At 74.4% G+C, this 19880-nt stretch carries 20 protein-coding genes; 14 read left to right on the top strand and 6 right to left on the bottom strand.

Annotation, left to right across the window (positions count from 1 at the left end; genetic code table 11):
* Positions 1 to 48: 48 nt before the first annotated feature.
* On the top strand, positions 49 to 840 hold the full coding sequence (locus tag O7600_RS29880; protein WP_281591678.1) for a trans-aconitate 2-methyltransferase: 792 nt from the start codon (positions 49 to 51) through the stop codon (positions 838 to 840).
* Positions 837 to 1862: an adenosine deaminase gene (locus tag O7600_RS29885; protein WP_281591679.1), complete on the top strand. Its 1026-nt coding sequence runs from the start codon at positions 837 to 839 to the stop codon at positions 1860 to 1862. The genes O7600_RS29880 and O7600_RS29885 overlap by 4 nt, the downstream gene beginning before the upstream one ends.
* Here O7600_RS29885 and O7600_RS29890 read toward each other — a convergent pair.
* The 3 genes from O7600_RS29890 to O7600_RS29900 all read right to left on the bottom strand — a co-directional run bounded on the left by O7600_RS29890 (position 1819) and on the right by O7600_RS29900 (position 4431).
* On the bottom strand, positions 1819 to 2094 hold the full coding sequence (locus O7600_RS29890; RefSeq protein ID WP_281591680.1) for a hypothetical protein: 276 nt from the start codon (positions 2092 to 2094) through the stop codon (positions 1819 to 1821). The genes O7600_RS29885 and O7600_RS29890 overlap by 44 nt on opposite strands.
* 229 nt (positions 2095 to 2323) lie before the next feature.
* On the bottom strand, positions 2324 to 3712 hold the full coding sequence (locus O7600_RS29895; RefSeq protein WP_281594299.1) for a HAMP domain-containing sensor histidine kinase: 1389 nt from the start codon (positions 3710 to 3712) through the stop codon (positions 2324 to 2326).
* 29 nt (positions 3713 to 3741) lie between these two features.
* Positions 3742 to 4431: a response regulator transcription factor gene (locus tag O7600_RS29900; RefSeq protein ID WP_018784999.1), complete on the bottom strand. Its 690-nt coding sequence runs from the start codon at positions 4429 to 4431 to the stop codon at positions 3742 to 3744.
* Between the two features lie 73 nt (positions 4432 to 4504).
* On the opposite strand from O7600_RS29900, the gene O7600_RS29905 reads away from it, so the two are divergent.
* Positions 4505 to 5434: an ADP-ribosylglycohydrolase family protein gene (locus O7600_RS29905; RefSeq protein WP_281591681.1), complete on the top strand. Its 930-nt coding sequence runs from the start codon at positions 4505 to 4507 to the stop codon at positions 5432 to 5434.
* 160 nt (positions 5435 to 5594) lie between these two features.
* Here O7600_RS29905 and O7600_RS29910 read toward each other — a convergent pair whose 3' ends face one another.
* Positions 5595 to 6503: a DUF1775 domain-containing protein gene (locus tag O7600_RS29910; RefSeq protein WP_281591682.1), complete on the bottom strand. Its 909-nt coding sequence runs from the start codon at positions 6501 to 6503 to the stop codon at positions 5595 to 5597.
* A gap of 200 nt (positions 6504 to 6703) precedes the next feature.
* Between O7600_RS29910 and thrS the strand changes: the two genes are divergently transcribed.
* The 4 genes from thrS (at position 6704) to O7600_RS29930 (ending at position 11309) form a co-directional block, all read left to right on the top strand.
* Positions 6704 to 8737 carry a threonine--tRNA ligase gene (gene thrS / locus O7600_RS29915; RefSeq protein ID WP_099161589.1) on the top strand — a complete coding sequence of 678 codons (2034 nt, stop codon included), beginning with the start codon at positions 6704 to 6706 and terminating at the stop codon, positions 8735 to 8737.
* Between the two features lie 55 nt (positions 8738 to 8792).
* Positions 8793 to 9305 (top strand): HIT domain-containing protein, encoded by a 513-nt coding sequence (locus O7600_RS29920; protein ID WP_281594300.1) that lies wholly within the window; start codon positions 8793 to 8795, stop codon positions 9303 to 9305.
* 32 nt (positions 9306 to 9337) lie between these two features.
* Positions 9338 to 9973: a hypothetical protein gene (locus O7600_RS29925; protein WP_281591683.1), complete on the top strand. Its 636-nt coding sequence runs from the start codon at positions 9338 to 9340 to the stop codon at positions 9971 to 9973.
* Positions 9974 to 10250: 277 nt separating this feature from the next.
* Positions 10251 to 11309: an aldo/keto reductase gene (locus O7600_RS29930; protein WP_281591684.1), complete on the top strand. Its 1059-nt coding sequence runs from the start codon at positions 10251 to 10253 to the stop codon at positions 11307 to 11309.
* Between the two features lie 8 nt (positions 11310 to 11317).
* On the opposite strand, the gene O7600_RS29935 is transcribed toward O7600_RS29930, so the two are convergent.
* Positions 11318 to 13477 (bottom strand): elongation factor G-like protein EF-G2, encoded by a 2160-nt coding sequence (locus O7600_RS29935; RefSeq protein WP_281591685.1) that lies wholly within the window; start codon positions 13475 to 13477, stop codon positions 11318 to 11320.
* A gap of 251 nt (positions 13478 to 13728) precedes the next feature.
* Here O7600_RS29935 and pgsA point away from each other — a divergent pair, with 251 nt between their 5' ends.
* From pgsA to O7600_RS29970, 7 genes are all read left to right on the top strand, one after another.
* Positions 13729 to 14349: a phosphatidylinositol phosphate synthase gene (gene pgsA, locus O7600_RS29940; protein WP_281591686.1), complete on the top strand. Its 621-nt coding sequence runs from the start codon at positions 13729 to 13731 to the stop codon at positions 14347 to 14349.
* Positions 14346 to 15281 (top strand): phosphatidylinositol mannoside acyltransferase, encoded by a 936-nt coding sequence (locus O7600_RS29945; protein ID WP_281591687.1) that lies wholly within the window; start codon positions 14346 to 14348, stop codon positions 15279 to 15281. The genes pgsA and O7600_RS29945 overlap by 4 nt, the downstream gene beginning before the upstream one ends.
* 11 nt (positions 15282 to 15292) lie before the next feature.
* A complete protein-coding gene (locus tag O7600_RS29950; RefSeq protein WP_281591688.1) occupies positions 15293 to 16453 on the top strand; it encodes a glycosyltransferase family 4 protein in 1161 nt (386 codons plus the stop codon).
* 82 nt (positions 16454 to 16535) lie between these two features.
* On the top strand, positions 16536 to 17039 hold the full coding sequence (locus O7600_RS29955) for a hypothetical protein (RefSeq protein WP_281591689.1): 504 nt from the start codon (positions 16536 to 16538) through the stop codon (positions 17037 to 17039).
* Between the two features lie 130 nt (positions 17040 to 17169).
* Entirely contained in the window at positions 17170 to 18081 is a 912-nt protein-coding gene (gene pdxS, locus O7600_RS29960) for a pyridoxal 5'-phosphate synthase lyase subunit PdxS (protein ID WP_091578220.1), read from the top strand.
* Positions 18082 to 18154: 73 nt separating this feature from the next.
* Entirely contained in the window at positions 18155 to 18760 is a 606-nt protein-coding gene (pdxT, locus tag O7600_RS29965) for a pyridoxal 5'-phosphate synthase glutaminase subunit PdxT (RefSeq protein WP_091578217.1), read from the top strand.
* Positions 18761 to 18866: 106 nt separating this feature from the next.
* Positions 18867 to 19616, top strand: a complete 750-nt coding sequence (locus O7600_RS29970; RefSeq protein WP_099161583.1) for a YebC/PmpR family DNA-binding transcriptional regulator — start codon at positions 18867 to 18869, stop codon at positions 19614 to 19616.
* On the opposite strand, the gene O7600_RS29975 is transcribed toward O7600_RS29970, so the two are convergent.
* Positions 19568 to 19849 (bottom strand): hypothetical protein, encoded by a 282-nt coding sequence (locus O7600_RS29975; RefSeq protein WP_281591690.1) that lies wholly within the window; start codon positions 19847 to 19849, stop codon positions 19568 to 19570. The genes O7600_RS29970 and O7600_RS29975 overlap by 49 nt on opposite strands.
* Positions 19850 to 19880 lie beyond the last annotated feature (31 nt).

The following is a 19880-nucleotide window of genomic DNA, read 5'->3' on the forward strand; positions in this document are numbered from 1 at the left end:
TCGGGCCGTACGGTCAAACAAGACGTACGTACGGTTTAGGAGGCTGCCATGTGGGATCCGCGCACCTACCTGCGCTACGGCGATGAACGCTCCCGGCCCTTTTACGACCTGCTGGCCCGGGTCGGCGCCGAGCGCCCCCGCGCGGTCGTCGACCTCGGCTGCGGCCCCGGCACGCTCACCGCCACGCTCGCCGACCGCTGGCCCGGCAGCCGGCTGGCCGGCCTGGACTCGTCGCCCGAGATGATCGACCGGGCCGGTTCCCTGGGCGCCCCGGTCACCTTCGCGGTAGGCGACGTCCGCGACTGGCGGCCGGAGCCGGACGTGGACGTGCTGGTCGCCAACGCGGTGCTCCAGTGGGTGCCCGGCCACCGCGAGCTGCTCACCCGGTGGGCCGCCGACCTGCCGCCGGGCGCGTGGCTGGCGTTCCAGGTGCCGGGCAACTTCGCCGCGCCGTCGCACCGGGCGTTGCGCGAGGTCGCCGGGCGGGACCGGTGGCGCGACCGGCTCGCCGGGCTGCTGCGCGCGGCCCCGGTGGACGAGCCGATCGACTACGCCACGCTGCTGACCGGCGCGGGCTGCGCGGTGGACGCCTGGGAGACTACCTACGTGCACCTGCTGCCGACCGACGGCGCGGACCACCCGGTGCTGGCCTGGATGGAGGGCACGGCGCTGCGTCCGGTCCGCGCCGCCCTGGCCGCCGCCGACTGGGCCGACTTCCGCGCCGAGCTGGGGGTACGCCTCGCCGACGCCTACCCGGTACGGCAGGGTCAGGTGTACTTCCCGTTCCGCCGGATCTTCGTGGTGGCCCGCACCGGCGCCCGCGCAGAGGAGAACCCGTGACCGACCTGCCCACCTTCATCGCCGGACTGCCCAAGGTGGAGCTGCACGTGCACCACGTCGGCTCCGCCTCGCCCCGGATCGTGGCCGAGCTGGCCGCCCGCCACGAGGGGCGCAGCCCCGTCCCGGCCGACCCGGAGGCGCTCGCCGACTACTTCGCGTTCCGCGACTTCGCCCACTTCATCGAGGTCTACCTGAGCGTGGTGGACCTGATCCGCGACGCCGACGACGTCTGGCTGCTCACCCACGAGGTGGCCCGGGAACTGGCCCGCCAGCAGGTCCGGTACGCGGAGCTGACCGTCACCCCCTACTCGCACGTGCACCGGGGCATCCCGGCGCAGGCGTTCTGCGAGGCGATCGAGGACGCCCGCAAGCGGGCCGAGGCCGACTTCGGCATCGCGCTGCGCTGGTGCTTCGACATCCCCGGCGAGGCCGGGCTCCCCGCCGCCGAGCAGACCCTGCGGATCGCCCTCGACCAGCGGCCGGACGGGCTGATCAGCTTCGGCCTCGGCGGCCCCGAGATCGGCGTGCCCCGGCCCCAGTTCAAGCCGTACTTCGACCAGGCCCGCGCGGCCGGGCTGCGGTCGGTGCCGCACGCCGGCGAGACCACCGGCCCGGAGACGATCTGGGACGCGCTGCGCGAGCTGGGCGCCGAGCGGATCGGCCACGGCATCTCCGCCGTGCTCGACCCGGCGCTGCTGGCCCACCTCGCCCAGCGGCGGATCCCGCTGGAGGTCTGCCCCACCTCCAACGTGCGGACCCGGGCGGTGGCCAGCCTCGACGAGCACCCGCTGCCGCAACTGGTCGCCGCCGGCGTGCCGGTCAGCATCAACTCCGACGACCCGCCGATGTTCGGCACCACGCTCAACGACGAGTACGCGGTGGCCGCCCGGCTGCTGAAGCTCGACCCGGACGGGGTCGCCGCGCTGGCCCGCGACGCGGTCGCCGCCGCGTTCCTCGAACCGGCCGAGCAGGCCCGGATCAACGCCGAGATCGACGCGTACCGGGTGAGCGCGGCGCGCTGAGCGGTCGCGCGGGCGCCGGCCGCCGGGACAGGCGGGGCGGTCGGCGTCGGGCGGCCAGGAGCAGACCGAGCGCGGCCGGCGCGATCGACGCCACGGCGAACCCGGGAACGGCCGTGCCGGCCCGGCCCGGGGCGTGCGCCAGCACCGGGTCCTGCCAGGCGGCGAGCGTGAGGGCGATGCCGAGGCCGATCACGGCGGCCCAGCGGAGCAGACGGCTGACGGTCGGGGTCATGACGGTCACCTCAACGCCCGGCTCGACGGGAGAGCGGCGCGCGACGGGAGCGAGGTGTGGGGGGACCGGACTCCCGCCGCGCGCACGGCTCCGCCGGCCGGAAGGTGTTACGGGGCGTCCCGGCCGACGGAACTGATGGGTTCTGTCCTGATCCTGGCAGTCCGCGGCGGGTTTGTGGCGGTCGTTAAAACACTCCTAAGGAGAACTTGCGCCGGCCCACAGCCACCGGTCAGCGCGGGCGCGGCCAGCGCCGCCCGGCGCGCGGTTCGCGGGCATCCCGGGCCATCCGGCCGACCAGGCCGAACCGGTTGACCTGCCGGGGCGCCGCGTCCGGATCGGCCAGCAGCATCACCACGCTGGCCCCGCCGAGCCGGGCCCGGTCGATGCTCACCGAACCGTTGGCCTGCAACGCGACCCGCTTGGCGATGTCCAGCCCCAACCCGGTCGAGCCCTGGTCGCTCTCGCCCCGGCGCAGCGCCCGGTCCGGATTGGCGATGCCCGGCCCGGCGTCGTCGATCCGGATCGCCACCCAACCGTCCCGGCGGCTCACCGCCACCTCGAACGCGGTGCCCTGCGGGGTGTAGCGGAACACGTTGCCGATCACCGCGTCCAGCGCGGCGGCCAGCTCGGCCCGGGGCACCGGCGCGGGGATGCGCAGCTGCGCCCCGACCACCCGGTGCGGGCGGTTCTGGTCGCCGGCCAGCGCCGACCAGAAGACCATCCGGTCCCGGACCACCTCGCTGACGTCGCAGGACGCCGGCGCCGTCTCCTGGCTGACCGCCTTGCGGGTCGTCTTGATCAGCTGGTCGACCTCGCCCTCCAGCGTCACGATGGCCTGCCGGATCCGCCGGATGCCGCGCCGCCGGTCCAGTTCCGCCTCGCTGAACGTGCCGATGCTGGTGTCGTCGGACTCCAACGCCTCCGCGTCCAGCCGCAACGCGGTCAGCGGCGTCCGCAGCCGGTGCGACAGGTCGGCGACCAGTTCGTGCTCGTCGGCGCGCAGCGCCACCAGCCGCTCCGCCATCCGGTTGAACGCGTGCCCCGCCTCGGCCAGCTCCCGCGGGCCGGTGGGCTCGACGCGTACCCCCAGCTCGCCGTCGCCCACCGCGAGCGCCGCCTTGACCAGGTCGCCGGTGGCGTCCACGGCCCGGGCCGCGACCCGGTCCACCACGACCACCGCCGCGCCGACCAGGGCCAGCGCCACCGCGAGCAGCAGCAACCACCGGCCGCCGGCGCCCGCGTCGAGCACCTCGTCGGGTATGAAGACCTCCACCACGGCCACCCGGTCACCGAGCACCACCGGGTCCAGCCGCAGCACCCCGCCGTCCACCTCGGACACCACCGAGCGCCGCTGCGCGGCGGCGTCGGTCAGCGCGTCCGGGTCGGCCCGACCGGCCGACTCGTCGGCCCCGATGCCGTGCACGACCGGCCGCAGCGCGGGATCGTCACCGCTGGCCGCCACCGCCCGTTTGACCACCTCGGGATCGGTGCTGACCGCCAGCGCGCCGGTGACCAGCGCGCTCCGGCGGGCCGCGTCGGCCAGCTTCTCCTCGCGCGACTGGTCGGAGAGGCTGATCCCGAGCGGGATGAGGAAGGCGAACGCGACCAGGCTGCACATACCCGCGGTGAGCCAGGCCAACGCCGGCCTCAGTCCGGCGCCACCAGCCGGAAGCCGACCCCCCGCACGGTGCGCAGGTAACGCGGCTTCGCCGCGGACTCGCCCATTTTGCGGCGGAGCCAGTACAGGTGAACGTCGATGGTCTGGTCCTCGCCGACCGATGGCTGCCGCCATACCTCCTCCAAGAGTTCCCGCCGGGACACTACCCGGCCGGGACGCGCGGCGAGATACGCCAGCAGGTCGAATTCCTTGCGGGTCAGGGCCAGGGACTCCCCGTCCAGCACCGCGCTGCGCTCACCCACGTCCACCCGCAGGCCGCCGACGGTGTGCACGGCCGGTTGCACGGTACGGCTGGCCCGGCCGGCCCGGCGCAGCACGGTGGTGATCCGGGCGTCCAGGTGGGCGCCGGTGAACGGCTTGACCATGTAGTCGTCCGCGCCGGCCCGCAGCAGCCGGACCACCGACTGCTCGTCGTCGCGGGCGGTGGCGATGATGATCGGCACGTCGGTGATGCCGCGCAGCATGCGCAGCGCGTCCGATCCGTCCAGGTCCGGCAGGCCGAGGTCGAGCACCACCAGGTCGGGCGTCTCCGCCGCCACCCGGCGCAGGGCGTCCAGCGCCGTGCCGACGGCGTGCACCGCGTGCCCCCGGTCCGTCAGCGACCGCAGCATCGCCCCACGGACGACGTGGTCGTCTTCGACCAGCAGGACGGTTGCCACGTCAGCACCGTACTCGGCGTGGCAAGTCGATCGCGTTGCGGCGGTCCGGGGAACCGGGCAAGCTGGGACGACGATGACGTTCACCCTCTTCCCCGACACCCGCCTGACGCTTGCCCGCGACGCGCTGGCCGGCCTGTCGGTGGGGGACGCGCTCGGCTCCCAGTTCTTCGTCCCCGGCCGGCGCCCGGCCGACCTCGCCGAGGGACGGCTGCCCGCGCCGCCGTGGGAGTGGACCGACGACACCGAGATGGCCTGCTCGGTGGTGGCCGAGCTGGCCGCCGCCGGCCGGATCGACCGGGACCGGTTGGCGCTGGCGTTCGCGCAGCGGTGCGAGCCGTACCGGGGCTACGGGCCGGGCGCGGTGACGATCCTGCGGTTGATCCGCACCGGCACTCCGTGGCCGGTGGCCGCCGCGTCGGCGTTCGACGGTCAGGGCTCCTGCGGCAACGGCGCGGCCATGCGGGTCGCCCCGCTCGGCGCCTGGTACGCCGACTCCATCCGACGCGCGGCCGAGCAGGCCCGCGCCTGCGCCGAGGTCACCCACGCCCACCCCGAGGGCGTCGCCGGGGCGGTGGCGGTGGCGGTGGCCGCCTCGCTGGCCGCCCGGGCCCGGCTCGACGGCACCCGGCCCGAGCCGGCCCGGCTGCTCACCGCCGTGGCCGGCGCGCTGGACCCGGCCGGCGAGGTGCACCGGGGCGTACGCCGGGCCGCCGCGCTGCTCGGTCGTCCGCCGGCCGAGGTGGTCGAGGCGGTGGGCAACGGCTCGCGGGTCACCGCACAGGACACCGTCCCGTTCACGCTCTGGGTCGCGGCCACGTCGCTGCACGACTACCCGGCCGCGGTCCGCGCCTGCGTGGAGGCCGGCGGCGACGTCGACACCACGGCCGCGATCGTCGGCGGGATCGTCGCCGCCCACACCGGCGTCGGCACGCCCGGCGGCGTGCCCGAGGGCTGGCTCACCGCCCGCGAGCCCCTGCCCCCCTGGCTCGCCGCACCCACCTGACCCACCCCCCGTCTCCCGCCCTCGGGCCCGTGCCCCCGCCTGGTCGATCTTGGACTTGTGGTCGGTGACAAGGGGTGCGATTCCGGCATTCCAGGTGCCACAACTCCAAGATCGGCGGAGCGGGACGGAGCGGGCGGGCCGGGTGGGTGGGGGTGGCTGGTCACGGGTGTGGGGGTGTGCCGCCCGCGGTGACGGGTTCGGGCATTCGGGGGTGGACGAGGGCGGGCGCGTCCGGCGTGGCGGGGTCCGGGCTCGGCGAGCCGTCCTCGGCCGGGTCCGTGGGGAGCGTCATGGTGACGCGCCGGCGGCGGCTGAGCAGCCAGCCGATCGCGGCCCCGCCGGCCAGCCCGGCGAGCAGGCCGCCGCCGAGCAGCAGGTCCGCGCTCGGCCCGTCGTCGGCGGCCCCGGCGGTCGGGCCCCCGGCGGTCGCGCCGCCCGGTGCCGTCCCGTCTCGGCCGCCGCCGACGGCGCCGTGGCCCCCGTGCGCCGCGCCGCCCGCACCGGCGTCCCCGCCGTGCGTGGTGGCGCCCGCGAGCGGCGGCAGCAGCGGGACCGTCGGCGCCGGGTGCGCCCCGCCGGCCGGGTCCGCCCAGCGCACCACCGTGCCGTCGGCGTACGTCTGCACCACGGTGAAGACCAGCCGGTCGGTGGCGGGCATCGGGCCCATGCCGAGTGGCAGCCGGGCCGCCCCGGTGCCGGCGCCGGGGACCCGCAGCCAGGTCACCGCGTGGGTCACCTGGTTGAGTTCGGAGGCGTGGATGCCGGCGACCGGCTGGTCCAGGGTGCGGGTGGTGATCGTCGGCCCCCAGTCCGGCACGGACAGGGGATAGACCTCGCCGATCGGGGCGTCCGCGGGCATGGTCAACTCGATCTTGGTGGTCCGGGTGCCGGGACGGTCCGCGGGCACCACCACGGACAGCTCGATCGCGTCGCCCTGGTGCACCTCGCCGGGGGAGGTCGTGACGGTCACCCCGGCGGCGGCGCTCGCGGCGCCCGGCCAACCCACCGTCCCGGCGAGCGCGGCGGCCAGCAGCGCCGTCGCCCACCGGCCCTGACGGGTCATCCTCATGGTCGTCCCCATCCTTCTCGACTGGGGTCGGTTCCGGCTCCGGCCCCACCCGGTAGTTCGGGCGGGAGGACGGAAAGGTTCAACGTCGCGCGCAACTCGTCGTTCGGGGCGTGGCGTCGGCGTCGGCCGGGCTCCGGGCGACCGATAGCATCGCAGGGGCCGGTCACCGGCCCATCCGTACCTCGACGACAGGAGTCACCGTGTCCGCACCCCGTACCCCCGTCGTGGCCGACCCCGTCGTCGTCGCCGCCGGGACCACGGCGGCCGACGCGGTGGCCGCGGCTGGCCTGCCCACGACCGGGCCGAAGGCGGTCGTGGTGGTCCGCGACCCGCAGGGCCAGCTGCGCGACCTGGACTGGAAGCCGGCCGAGGAGACGGCGGTCGAGCCGGTCGGGCTGGACACCCCGGACGGGTTGGACGTGCTGCGCCACTCGACCGCGCACGTGCTGGCGCAGGCGGTGCAGGACGTCTTCCCGGAGGCGAAGCTCGGCATCGGCCCGCCGATCGAGAACGGCTTCTACTACGACTTCCAGGTCGGCAAGCCGTTCCAGCCGGAGGACCTGGCCAAGCTCGAGAAGCGCATGCAGGAGATCGTCAAGTCCGGTCAGCGGTTCCGCCGGCGCCGGTTCTCCAGCCTCGACGAGGCCCGCGCCGAGCTGGCCGCCGAGCCGTTCAAGCTGGAACTGATCGAGGTCAAGGGCGAGGGGCTCGACTCCTCCGAGGTGATGGAGGTGGGCGGCGGCGAGCTGACCATCTACGACAACCTCGCCGCCAACGAGGAGAAGGTCTGCTGGTCGGACCTGTGCCGTGGCCCGCACCTGCCGAACACCCGGCTGATCGGCGCGTTCAAGCTGATGCGCTCGGCCGCCGCGTACTGGCGGGGGTCGGAGAAGAACCCGCAGCTGCAGCGGGTGTACGGCACCGCGTGGCCGACGCGGGACGAGCTGAAGGCGTACCTGAAGCTGTTGGAGGAGGCCGCCCGGCGCGACCACCGCAAGCTCGGCGCGGACCTCGACCTGTTCAGCTTCCCCGACGAGATCGGCTCCGGCCTGGCCGTCTTCCACCCCAAGGGCGGGGTGCTCAAGCGGGTGATGGAGGACTACGTCCGCACCCGCCACATCGAGGAGGGCTTCCAGTACGTCGGGACGCCGCACATCTCCAAGGAAGGTCTCTTCCACACCTCGGGACACCTGCCCTACTACAAGGACACGATGTTCCCGCCGATGGAGATGGAGGGCAGCGACTACTACCTCAAGGCGATGAACTGCCCGATGCACAACCTGATCTACCGGTCGCGCGGGCGCTCCTACCGGCAGCTGCCGATCCGGTTGTTCGAGTTCGGGTCGGTCTACCGGTACGAGAAGTCCGGCGTGATCCACGGTCTGACCCGGGTGCGCGGCTTCACCCAGGACGACTCGCACTCCTACTGCACCCAGGAGCAGGCGCCGGCGGAGATCAAGCACCTGCTCGGCTTCGTGCTGAGCCTGCTGCGTGACTTCGGCATCGACGACTTCTATCTGGAGCTGTCCACCCGGGACGACAGCCGGCCGGACAAGTTCGTCGGCACCGACGCCGACTGGGCCACCGCCACGGCCGTGCTGGAGCAGTGCGCCCTGGAGACCGGGCTGGACCTCGTGCCGGACCCGGGCGGCGCGGCGTTCTACGGCCCGAAGATTTCGGTGCAGGCCAAGGACGCGATCGGCCGGACCTGGCAGATGTCGACCATCCAGTACGACTTCAACCAGCCCAAGGGCTTCGGGCTGGAGTACCAGGCCGCCGACGGCACCCGGCAGCAGCCGGTGATGATCCACTGCGCCAAGTTCGGCTCGATCGAGCGGTTCATCGGCGTGCTCACCGAGCACTACGCGGGCGCGTTCCCGGCCTGGCTCGCCCCCGTGCAGGTGGTCGGCATCCCGATCCGCGACGACCACGGCGACTACCTGGAGGACTTCGCCGCGACGCTGCGCCGGCAGGGGATCCGGGCCGAGGTCGACCTGGGCGACGACCGGATGCAGAAGAAGATCCGCAACGCCCAGCAGCAGAAGATCCCGTTCATGGTCATCGCCGGTGACGACGACGTGGCGGCCGGCACCGTGTCGTTCCGCTACCGGGACGGGTCCCAGCGCAACGGCGTACCGCTGGACGAGGCGGTGGCGCACATCCGCGAGGTCGTCGAGTCGCGCACCAACAGCGGGCCCACCGCCGCCGTCGCCGAGGAGGCGGTCGGATCGTAGGATCGCCGGTGTGACAGGGGCGGAGCGGGACACCGGGTACGGCGGCGACGGCGGTCTGGCGGACGGGCTGGACCGGCTCTGGACGCCGCACCGGATGACCTACATCTCCGGCGAGGACCGGCCCGAGGGCGGATACGAGAAGCCGACCGGCTGCCCGTTCTGCCTGGCGCCCGGCCTGCCGCCGGAAGAGAGCCTGGTGGTCGCCCGGGGTGAGCACGTCTTCGCGGTGCTCAACCTCTATCCGTACAACCCCGGACACCTGCTGGTCTGCCCCTACCGGCACGTGGCCGACTACACCGACCTCGACGCGCCGGAGACGGCCGAGCTGGCCGCGTTCACCAAGGACGCCATGCGGGTGGTCCGGCACGTGTCCAGCGCGCACGGATTCAACCTGGGCATGAACCAGGGCGGCGTGGCCGGCGCGGGCATCGCCGCGCACCTGCACCAGCACGTGGTGCCGCGCTGGGGCGGCGACGCCAACTTCATGCCGGTGATCGGCCGCACCAAGGTGCTGCCGCAGCTGCTCTCGGACACCCGGGACCTGCTCGCCAAGGCGTGGCCGGCCTGACCGGGCCCCACCCCGACAGTACGATCTTGCGCATGGCCCTGCTGCACCGCGCGGAACTGCGCCCCTCGAAACTGGAGCTGCTCGTCGGCTGGCTGCCCGGCCGGTCCTGGTTCGCCGGCGCGGCCGGCGCCCCGGTGGCCCGGGTCGCGGCGTACCGCTTCGACGACCCGGCCGGCGAGGTCGGCATGGAGACGCTGCTCGTGCGGGCCGGCGAGGGCCCGGTGCTGCAGGTGCCGCTGACCTACCGGGGCGCGCCGCTGGCCGGCGCGGAGCGGTTCCTGGTCGGCACCGTGGAGCACTCCGTGCTCGGGCGTCGCTGGGTGTACGACGCGTGCGGCGACCCGGTCTACCCGCCGGCGCTGGCCGCCGCGGTGCTCGCCGACGCCGGTCAGGCGCAGGAGTACTTCGAGGTCGACGGCGAACGGCAGGTACGCGAGCCGAGCGTGACCGTGTCGGGCAGCCACACCGACCTCACGTGGCCGGCCGGCCCGGCCGACGAGGTGGTCGACGGCGACCCGACCCTGATCCGGGTCGGGGGCGCCGAGCTGGCCCTGGTCCGGCGTCCCGTCCCGGCCGACACCGACGCCGTCGGTGCGCCCGTCGCGGGCCGGCTCACCGGCGCGTGGCCGGGGCAGGACGCCCCGGTGCTGCTGGCCCACGCCGGCTGACGTCTCGGCCGGTCGCCTGTCTCGGGTCACCGGCCGCCCGCATCCCGACCCGCGTCCGTGGCCCCGGCTTGATCGGCCTGCTCTCGCGGGCAGGCCTGCCGGCCGTCGCGTGCACCTACCACTCCCGAGCGATATACCGGAGAGTCATAATTATGACTCTCCGGTATATCGCTCTCCTCGAAAGACTTTCCCTCTCCCGTTACGCGGGGTGACCGCGGTCGGGCACCCGGGGTGACGAAGCCGCCCACGCGTGCGGGGAAGGTGACAGGATTCGGCGATGGCAGTCAGCACGCGGCCGCTCGGCCGCAGCGGCATCGAGGTGAGCGCGCTCGGCATGGGGTGCTGGGCGATCGGTGGCCCGTGGGCCGAGGGCGCCCGGCCGCTGGGCTGGGGCGCGGTCGACGACGACGAGTCGGTGCGGGCCGTCCGCCGCGCCCTCGACCTCGGGGTGACGCTCTTCGACACCGCCGACACCTACGGCGCCGGGCACGGCGAGTGGGTGCTCGGGCGGGCCCTCGCCGGCCGGCGCGACCAGGCGGTGATCGCCACCAAGTGGGGCTACACGTTCGACGAGCGGACCCGGCAGGCCACCGGGGAGAACGCCTCGCCGCAGTACCTGCGCCGGGCCGTGGTCGACTCGCTGCGCCGGCTGGACACCGACCGGATCGATCTCTACCAGCTGCACCTCGGCGACCTGCCGCTGCCCCGCGCCGAGGCGCTGGTCGGCACGCTGGACGACCTGGTCGCCGACGGGCTGATCCGGGCGTACGGGTGGAGCACCGACCGGGCCGACCGGGCCGCCGCCTTCGCCCAGGTCGCCCGCGGCGCCGCCGCCGTGCAGCACGCGCTGTCGGTGCTCCGGGACGCCCCGGCCATGCTGGCCGCCTGCGACAAGCACGACCTGGCCAGCCTGGCCCGCGGGCCGCTCGGCATGGGACTGCTCACCGGCAAGTACACGCCGGAGTCGACGCTGCCCCGCGACGACGTACGCGGCCTCGGACCGACCTGGCTGGAGTGGTTCCGCGGCGGCCGGCCGGCCCCCGAGTGGCTGCGCCGGGTGGCCCGGGTCCGGGACGCGCTCACCGCCGACGGCCGGACCCTGGCCCAGGGCGCGCTCGGCTGGATCTGGGCGCGCAGCGACCGGGCCGTGCCGATCCCCGGCGCCCGCACGGTGGCCCAGGTCGAGGAGAACGCCGCCGCGCTGGCCCGGGGACCGCTCGTGCCGGACCACTTCGCCGAGGTGGAGCGGCAACTGGCGGCGGTACGCTCGGCCGCTCTCCGCGACGCCGACCGCCCGCACTGGCCGATGCCGCCGGTCCCCTCCGCCCGCCCCTGACGCGACCGTCAGGACCGGGTGGAGGACTCCTTGCGGGCCTGGTCGGCCAGGTGGGCGGGCATGGGCTCGTGGCGGGCGAACTCGCGCCGGAACGTGCCGGTGCCGGCGGTCATCGACCGCAGCTCCACCGCGTACCGCAGCAGCTCGGTGGCGGGCACCTCGGCGCGGACCAGGGTGCGGCCCTCGGCGTCCGGGTCGGGCTCGGTGCCGAGCACCCGGCCGCGCCGCCCGGACAGGTCGCCCATCACCGCGCCGACCGAGGAGTCGGCCACCCGGACGGTGATCTCGTCGACCGGTTCCAGCAGCGTCGGCTGACCCTTCTCGGCGGCGTCGCGCAGGGCCAGCGCGCCGGCGGTCTGGAACGCGGCGTCGGAGGAGTCGACGCTGTGCGCCTTGCCGTCGACGAGCGTCACCCGCAGGTCGACCACCGGGTGACCGGCCACCAGGCCGCGCTCCATCTGGGCCCGGACGCCCTTCTCCACCGAGGGGATGTAGTTGTGCGGGACCGCGCCGCCGACCACCCGGTCGACGAACTCGAAGCCGGCGCCCCGGGGCAGCGGCTCCACCTCGATGTCGCAGACCGCGTACTGGCCGTGGCCGCCGGACTGCTTGACGTGCCGGCCGTGCCCGCGTGCGGCCGTGGTGAGGGTCTCCCGCAGCGCCACCCGGACCGGTTCGGTCTCCAGCTCGACCCCGCCGCCGCGCAACCGGTCGAGCACCACGTCCGCGTGCGCCTCGCCCATGCACCAGAGCACCAGCTGGTGGGTCTCCGGGTTGCGCTCCAGCCGCAGCGTCGGGTCACCGGCGACGAGCCGGGACAGGTTGCGCGCCAGCGCGTCCTCGTCGGCCCGGCTGCGCGCCACCACCGCCACCGGCAGCAGCGGCTCGGGCATCTCCCAGGGCGCGACCAGCAGCGGCTCGTCCTTGGCGGAGATGGTGTCGCCGGTCTCCGCGCTGCCCGACTTGGTGACCGCGCAGAGGTCACCGGCGACGCAGGCCGGCACCTCGCGCAGGGTCGCGCCGAGCGGGCTGTAGACGTGGCCGACCCGCTCGTCGGCGTCGTGGTCCGGGTGGCCCAGCTCGGCCATGCCGTGCCCGGACACGTGGATCACCTGGTCGGGGCGGAGCGTGCCGGAGAAGACCCGGACCAGCGAGACCCGCCCGACGTGGCGGTCGACAGTCGTCTTGACCACCTCGGCGACCAGCGGGCCGTCCGGGTCGCAGGTCAGCGGGGGGCGGGGCGAGCCGTCCACCCCGGTGACCGCCGGCAGGTCGTGCTCCAGCGGCGACGGGAACGCCGTCACCAGGCCGTCGAGCAGCGCGTCCAGGCCGACGCCGGTCTCCGCGCAGACCGGCACCACCGGGTAGAAGTGGCCGCTGGCGACCGCCGTTTCCAGGTCCGTGATGAGCACCTGCGGGTCGATCTGCTCGCCCCCGAGGTAGCGGTCCATCAGGGTCTCGTCCTCGCTCTCCGCGATGATCCCCTCGATCAGCTCGTCGCGGGCCTCCTGGATGGCCGGCAGGTGCTCCGGGTCCGGCTCGCGCACCGCCGCCGGCAGCCCGGCGGAGTAGTCGAACACGCGGCGGGTGATCAGGCCCATCAGACCGGCCACCGACTCGCCGTCGTCGCCGAGCATGGGCAGGTAGAGCGGCATCACGTTGTCGCCGAAGACCCGCTGGCAGAGCGCGACGGCCTCGTCGAAGTCGGCGCGCGGGTGGTCGAGCCGGGAGACGACCACCGCGCGCGGCATGTCCACCGCGGCGCACTCCTCCCAGAGAGCGGCGGTGGCGGCGTCCATCCCGTCCACCGCGGAGACCACGAACAGCGCCGCGTCGGCGGCGCGCAGCCCCGCGCGCAGCTCGCCGACGAAGTCGCCGTAGCCCGGCGTGTCCAGGAGGTTGACCTTGACGTCGCGGTGCGTCAGCGGGGCGCAGGCCAGGCTCACCGAGCGCTGCTGGCGCACGGCGGCGGGGTCGTGGTCGCAGACCGTGGTGCCCTCGGTGACCGAGCCGGCCCGGCCGATCGTGCCGCTGGCCGCCAGCAGCGCCTCGACCAGGGTCGTCTTGCCCGCGCCGGAGTGCCCGACGAGCACCACGTTGCGAACCCTGCCGGGCTCGGTCACCACCGGCGCGCCGCCGGTGACACCCTTCTCGTTCTTCTGCGCCATCGCGGCGCACCTCCCTCAACCGGTGGTGGTGGCGACCGCCGCGGGCGACGGGGGAGCGGACCCGGACGGGCGCCGCGGCGATATTTTCCGGTGATCTGCTGCTGGACGGGAACGCGGACCGGTGATCCGGTGAACTGGCTCACCTCCTGGCTCGATCTCACACCCGCGCCGGTGCCGGCACAAGGGTCGTCGGGCGGGTCGTCCGCCCGGCTGTGTCCCCGGCCGCTGCCGGCCGTTATCGTGGGACCGCCATGGCGAAGATCTTCCAAGTGACGGCCCGCGCGGGCATGACCCGCGTCGTGGAGCCGATCGCGCGCGGACTGCTCCGCGCGGGCGTGTCCCCCAACGCGGTCACCGTGACCGGCACCGTCGGCGTGCTCGTCGGCGCGCTCGGCTTCGGCGCGCGCGGCCATCTGGTCGCCGGCGCGCTGATCGTCACGGTCTTCGCCCTCACCGACCTGCTCGACGGCACGATGGCCCGGATGAGCGGCGGCTCGACCCGGTTCGGGGCGTTCCTCGACTCGAGCATGGACCGGGTCGCCGACAGCGCGGTCTTCGGCGCGGTCGCCTACTGGCTGGCCACCGAGCACGACTACTCGGGCGTGGCGGCGGCGCTGATCTGCCTGGCCGCGGGCGGCCTGGTCTCCTACGTGAAGGCCCGGGCCGAGGGGCTCGGCATGACCTGCAACGTCGGGATCGCCGAGCGCACCGAGCGGCTGCTCATCGTCGGCGTCGGCGGCCTGCTCACCGGCGTCGGCGTCCGCCCCGCGCTGGAGGTCGCGCTCTGGCTGCTCGCCGCCGTCTCGATCTTCACGGTGGGGCAGCGGATGGCCCACGTCTACCGGCAGGCCCAGCGGGTCGGCGCGGAGTGAACCTCACCGAGGCGGGCTTCGTCGCGGGCTGGCGCCTGATCCGGGCGCTGCCCCGGCCCGTCGCGGCCGCGGCCTTCCGTGCGGGCGCCGACCGCGCCCACCGCAAGGACGGCGGGGGTACGCGTCGACTGCGCGCCAACCTGCGCCGGGTGGTCGGCCCGGAGCTGCCCGAGGCGGAGCTGGACGCGCTGGTCCGCGCCGGCCTGCGCTCGTACGCCCGGTACTGGATGGAGGCGTTCCGGCTGCCGAGCCTGAGCCGGTCGGAGATCCTCGCCGGGTTCCGCCTCGACGGCGCCGACAAACTCGCCGCGGACGTGGCGGCCGGGCGCGGCGCGGTGGTGGCGCTGCCGCACGCCGGCAACTGGGACGCCGCGGGCGCCTGGGTGGCCGCCACCGGCTGGCCGATGACCACGGTGATGGAGCGGCTGAAGCCGGAGGGGGTCTACGAGCGGTTCGTGGCGTTCCGGGCGGGGCTGGGGATGGAGATCCTGCCCACCCACGGCGGCCCCCGTCCCGCGTTCGACGTGCTGGTGGACCGGCTGCGGGCCGGCTCGGTGGTGCCGCTGCTGGCCGACCGGGACCTCTCCGCGCGGGGCGTGGAGGTGGACTTCTTCGGCGGCCGGACCCGGATGCCGGCCGGTCCGGCGCTGCTGGCCATCCGCACCGGCGCCCCGCTCTACGTGGCCTCGATGTGGTACGAACCGGACGCGGCGTGCGCCTCGATCGAGGGCCCGCTGCCGCTGCCGGCCGAGGACAGCGCCCCGCTCGACGAGCGGGTTCGCGTGGTGACCCAGCGGATTGCCGACGGTCTGGCGGCGGGCATCGCCCGGCATCCGGAAGACTGGCACATGCTGCAGCGGATGTGGCTGGACCAGGGTCCGCAGGGCGCGCCCACGTCGGCGCAGCCGCCGGCCACCACCGGGACGGTCTAGAGGGGGCGCAAGTGCGGATCGGCATCGTGTGCCCGTACTCCTTCGACGTCCCGGGCGGGGTGCAGAACCACGTCATGGATCTGGCCGAGGCGCTGCTCGGGCTCGGCCACGAGGTGAGTGTGCTGGCCCCGGCCGACGAGGACGCGCCGTTGCCGCCGTACGTGGTGTCGGCGGGCCGGGCCGTGCCGCTGCCGTACAACGGTTCGGTGGCCCGGATCGCGTTCGGCCCCGTCTCCACCGCCCGGGTGCGCCGCTGGATCACCCGCGGCGACTTCGACGTGCTGCACGTGCACGAGCCGCTCACCCCGAGCCTGTCGATGCTGGCGGTGCTCTGCGCCCGCGGCCCGGTGGTGGCCACCTTCCACACCGCGATGACCCGATCCCGGGTGCTCTCCGCCGCGCAGGGGGTGCTGCGGATCGTGCTGGAGCGGATCACCGCCCGGATCGCGGTCAGCGCGCTCGCCCGCAAGGTGCAGGTCGAGCACATGGACGGCGGCGCGGTGGAGATCCCCAACGGGGTGGCGGTGGCGAAGTTCGCCGGGGTGGCGCCACTGCCCGACTGGCCGGGGGAGTGCGCCCCGGGCGCCGGCGGCACGCTGGGGTTCCTGGGCCGGTTCACCGAGCCCCGCAAGGGCTTCCCGATCCTGCGCGACGCGTTCGTCGCGCTCGCGCCGCACCGCCCCGGGCTGCGCCTGCTGGTGGCCGGCCCGGGCGACGCCGACGAGCTGTACGGGCGGTTCCCCGCCGAGCTGCGCGACCGGGTCACGTTCCTCGGCCTGGTCTCCGAGGCGGACAAGGCACGCATGCTGCGCAGCGTGCACCTCTACGTCGCACCGAACACCGGTGGGGAATCCTTCGGGATGATCCTCACCGAGGCGCTCGCCGCCGGCACCACCGTGGTCGCCAGCGACCTGGACGCGTTCCGCCGGGTGCTCGACGGCGGGCGGGCCGGCCGGCTCTTCCCGACCGGCGACGCGGTGGCGCTGGGCGCCGCGCTGACCGAACTGCTCGACGACGACGGCCAGCGGGCCGGGCTGACCGCCGCCGGCGACCAGGTGGTGGCGAATTTCGACTGGCCCGTGGTTGCCCGCCGCGTTCTGGAGGTATACGCAGCCGCGATCGAGGCCACCGACGGCCGGGTCATGGACCAGGAGTGGGCGGGGCTGGGCTGACCACGGTGGCCGGTGGGGCCGCTGTGACGAGCGCGTCGACCGGTGCCCGCGCCGGCCGGCCGGGATGAGGAGCAGCACTACGATGCCGGGCATGTGGTGGGTGGTGGGCGCGGCCCTGGTGCTCGGGCTGGTCTCGGCGTACCTGATCTGGACCTCCGGCCGGGTGCAGCGGCTGCAGGTCCGGGCGGACTCCGCGGCGCGCGCGCTCGACGCGCACCTGCTGCGCCGCGCGGCCGCCGCCGCGGTGCTGGCCGAGCAGCGGTACGGCGTGGAGCTGTACGCCGCCGCCCGGATCGCGCTGGACGCCGCCCCGGAGGAGCGCGAGGCCGCCGAGAACGACCTCACCCGGCAGTTGCGCGCGGTCCTGCTGGACCCGGACGACGCGGCCTGCGCGGCGGTGATCGCGGCGAGCCGGCGGCTGGCGCTGGCCCGGCAGGTGCACACCGACCTGGTCCGGGACGCCCGCTCGGCCCGGAGCCGTCCGGTGGTGCGGCTGTTCCGGATGGGACGGGGGCGGGAGTGGCCCCGCTACTTCGACATCGACGACCCGACGGTGGTCCCGCGCGCGGACGTCCCCACCGGCTGACCGGGCCGGGGGTCGTGACGGCGGCCACAGCGCAGGCCACCGGGGGGCCGATTGGCTGTCGGAGCGGCGCCGCGCCGGTCGTAGCATTCCAGCGCAGCCCCCTCCCCAGCCCGCCGAGGAGCGATGACCCGTGTCTGAATCCACCGCACCGACCACCGACGCCACCGTCGGCACCGCCCGCGTCAAGCGCGGCATGGCCGAGATGCTCAAGGGCGGCGTGATCATGGACGTGGTCACCCCCGAGCAGGCGAAGATCGCCGAGGACGCCGGCGCCGTGGCCGTGATGGCCCTGGAGCGCGTGCCGGCCGACATCCGCGCCCAGGGCGGCGTGTCCCGGATGAGCGACCCGGACATGATCGACGGCATCATCTCCGCCGTCTCGATCCCGGTGATGGCCAAGGCCCGGATCGGCCACTTCGTCGAGGCGCGGATCCTGCAGGCGCTCGGCGTCGACTACGTCGACGAGTCCGAGGTGCTGACCCCGGCCGACTACGCCAACCACATCGACAAGTGGGCGTTCACCGTCCCGTTCGTGTGCGGCGCGACCAACCTGGGCGAGGCGCTGCGTCGGATCACCGAGGGCGCCGCCATGATCCGCTCGAAGGGCGAGGCGGGCACCGGGGACGTCTCCAACGCCACCACCCACATGCGGAAGATCCGGCAGGAGATCCGCCGGCTCCAGACGCTGCCGGCCGACGAGCTGTACGTCGCGGCGAAGGAGCTCCAGGCCCCGTACGAGCTGGTCAAGGAGGTCGCCGAGCGGGGCAAGCTGCCGGTCGTGCTGTTCACCGCCGGCGGCATCGCCACCCCGGCGGACGCGGCCATGATGATGCAGCTCGGCGCCGAGGGCGTGTTCGTCGGCTCGGGCATCTTCAAGTCCGGCAACCCGGCCCAGCGGGCCGCGGCGATCGTCAAGGCGACCACGTTCCACGACGACCCGGACGTGCTGGCCAAGGTGTCGCGCGGGCTGGGCGAGGCGATGGTCGGCATCAACGTCGACGAGATCCCCCAGCCGCACCGCCTCGCCGAGCGCGGCTGGTAAACCCAAGGAAGGGCCCCTTCTTAACGCCTCCGGTAGAGGCGGGGCCCCCTTTTAACACCTTCGAAGGAGCACTGTGACCGGACCGGTGATCGGCGTGCTCGCGCTTCAGGGCGACGTACGCGAGCACGTCGCGGCGCTGGCCGGCGCGGGCGCCGACGCCCGGGCGGTGCGCCGGCCGGGCGAGCTGGACGCGGTCGACGGCCTGGTGGTGCCCGGCGGCGAGTCGACCACGATCAGCAAGCTGGTGGACATCTTCGAGATGCGCGAGCCGATCGACAAGCGGATCGCCGCCGGCATGCCGGTCTACGGCTCCTGCGCCGGCATGATCATGCTGGCCACGGAGGTGCTGGACGGCCGCCCCGACCAGCGCGGCTTCGCCGGCATCGAGATGACCGTCCGGCGCAACGCGTTCGGCCGCCAGGTCGACTCGTTCGAGGCGCCGGTGACGCTCGCCGGGGTCGACGGCGAGCCGTTCCACGCGGTCTTCATCCGCGCGCCCTGGGTCGAGCGGGTCGGCCCCGGCGTGGAGGTGCTCGGCCGGGTCACCGACGGCCCGGCGGCCGACCGGATCGTCGCGGTCCGCCAGGGGAACCTGCTGGCCACGTCGTTCCACCCGGAGCTGACCGGCGACCTTCGCCTGCACCGTCACTTCGTCGACGTGGTCCGGGCCGCCGCCTGACGGTGCGCCCGTGGGTGCCGGCCGGCCGTGGCCTCGGTAGGATTGCCGGGTTCGGCTCCGGCGCGGGCTGCGGACGCGGGCGTGGATCACTAACGGAGGTACTCAGATGTCCGGCCACTCAAAGTGGGCGACCACCAAGCACAAGAAGGCCGTGATCGACGCCAAGCGCGGCAAGATGTTCGCCAAGCTGATCAAGAACGTCGAGGTGGCGGCCCGCACCGGCGGCGGCGACCCGGCCGGCAACCCGACCCTCTACGACGCCATCCAGAAGGCGAAGAAGAACTCGGTCCCGAACGACAACATCGACCGCGCGGTCAAGCGCGGCTCCGGGCTGGAGGCGGGCGGCGCCGACTGGCAGACGATCATGTACGAGGGCTACGGCCCGAGCGGCGTGGCGATGCTGATCGAGTGCCTCACCGACAACCGCAACCGCGCCGCCACCGAGGTGCGCACCGCGCTGACCCGCAACGGCGGCTCGCTCGCCGACGCCGGCTCGGTGTCGTACATGTTCTCCCGCAAGGGCGTGGTGATCGTGCCCAAGGCCGACACCAGCGAGGACGACGTGATGATGGCCGTCCTCGACGCCGGCGCCGAGGAGGTCAACGACCTCGGTGAGGCGTACGAGGTGGTCTCCGAGCCGGGCGACCTGATCGCGGTGCGCACCGCCCTGCAGGACGCCGGGATCGAGTACGAGTCGGCCGAGTCCTCCCTGATCCCCAGCGTGAACGTGCCGCTGGACGAGGAGGGCGCGCGCAAGATCTTCAAGCTGATCGACGTGCTGGAGGACTGCGACGACGTGCAGAACGTCTACGCCAACTTCGACGTCTCCGACGAGGTGATGGCCGCGGTCGGCTGACCCGGACCGCCGCGACGGCCCGACACCCGGACCTCCCGGGCGTCGGGCCGTCGTCCATGGCGGACGCCGCGATGCTCGTCGCGGCCCGTCGTCACGGCGATCAGGTCGGCGCACACCCCGTCGAGCGTCGACAGACTCTCGGGCGACCAGTCCAGCCGGTGGCCGAACTGCCGGGACACCAGGTCGACGCACTCGTCGGCGAGGGCGCGCAGGTGGGTCGGGTCCGTACTCATGGTCGGCGATCCTCGCGCAGGTCGGATCGGC

The sequence above is a fragment of the Micromonospora sp. WMMA1998 genome (genome assembly GCF_027497375.1).
Lineage (GTDB): Bacteria > Actinomycetota > Actinomycetes > Mycobacteriales > Micromonosporaceae > Micromonospora > Micromonospora sediminicola.